Origin of the sequence: Mesorhizobium sp. M7A.F.Ca.CA.002.15.2.1, assembly GCF_003998715.1 — a bacterium.
GTDB classification, from domain to species: Bacteria; Pseudomonadota; Alphaproteobacteria; order Rhizobiales; family Rhizobiaceae; genus Mesorhizobium; species Mesorhizobium ciceri.
The window spans coordinates 1-833 of the sequence record NZ_RZPI01001143.1 but is presented as its reverse complement, the minus strand read 5'-3'; the positions used below and the strand labels follow the sequence as shown (position 1 = coordinate 833).

1 pseudogene is annotated in these 833 nt (G+C 67.2%); it reads right to left on the bottom strand.

The window, feature by feature from the left end:
* A pseudogene (locus ENZ74_RS33240) lies at positions 1–833 on the bottom strand (transcriptional regulator); the annotation flags it as partial.

Genomic DNA, 833 nt, shown 5'->3' with positions numbered 1-833 from the left:
CAAACTGGCCGAGCCGGACATGCGCCATGGCGCGTGCGCCCAGCATGCCGAACAGCAGCGGGTCGAACGGGCTGAGATGGCGCGAATGATCGGAAGAGCCTATCGCCGCTCGCGGGTCGCCCGACTGCGAATGCACGAAGGACAAAGCGTAGTGGCCGAGCGCGAAGTTGGGGCTGAGATCGACCGCCCGCTCGAGTTCGAGCAGCGAGCCGTCCTGCTCGCCGCGCAGCCACAGCGCCCGGCCCATCGCCCAATGGGCGGCCGGATTGTGGTCGTCGACCAGCAGGCTGTGGCCGGCGCTCTCGAAGGCCAGCGCGCTTTCGCGGTCGCGATCGCCCCAGCGCTGGAAGGCGTTCTGCCAGTGGGTGAAGGACAGGCCGGCATAGGCACGGGCGAAGGTCGGGTCGAGCTGCAAGGCCTGGGCAAAGAAATGCCGCGCCTGCTCGTTTTCGGCCTGGGTGAAGCGGTACATGTGCCAGAGGCCGCGATGGTACGCCTCCCAGGCGTTGAGCGAGCTGGGCGCCTTCAGCATGGCGCGGTTGCGCTCGACCGTTTCGATCTCGGCCGAGATCGAGGAGACGATGCTGTTGCCGATGTCGTCGAGCACGGAAAAGATGTCATCGGGCCTGCGCTCGAAGGTCTCGGCCCAGACGATCCTGGCGCTGCGCACCTCGATCAGCTCGACGCTGACGATGAGGCGGCCGGACGGGCTGCGCACCGTGCCGGTGGCGACATAGTCGACATTCAGCCGGCGGCCGGCATCCTCGGGCGCGATGTTCTGCTCTGCCAGCGCAAACACCGATCCGCGCGCGATGACGAAGAAATCCCTGAGC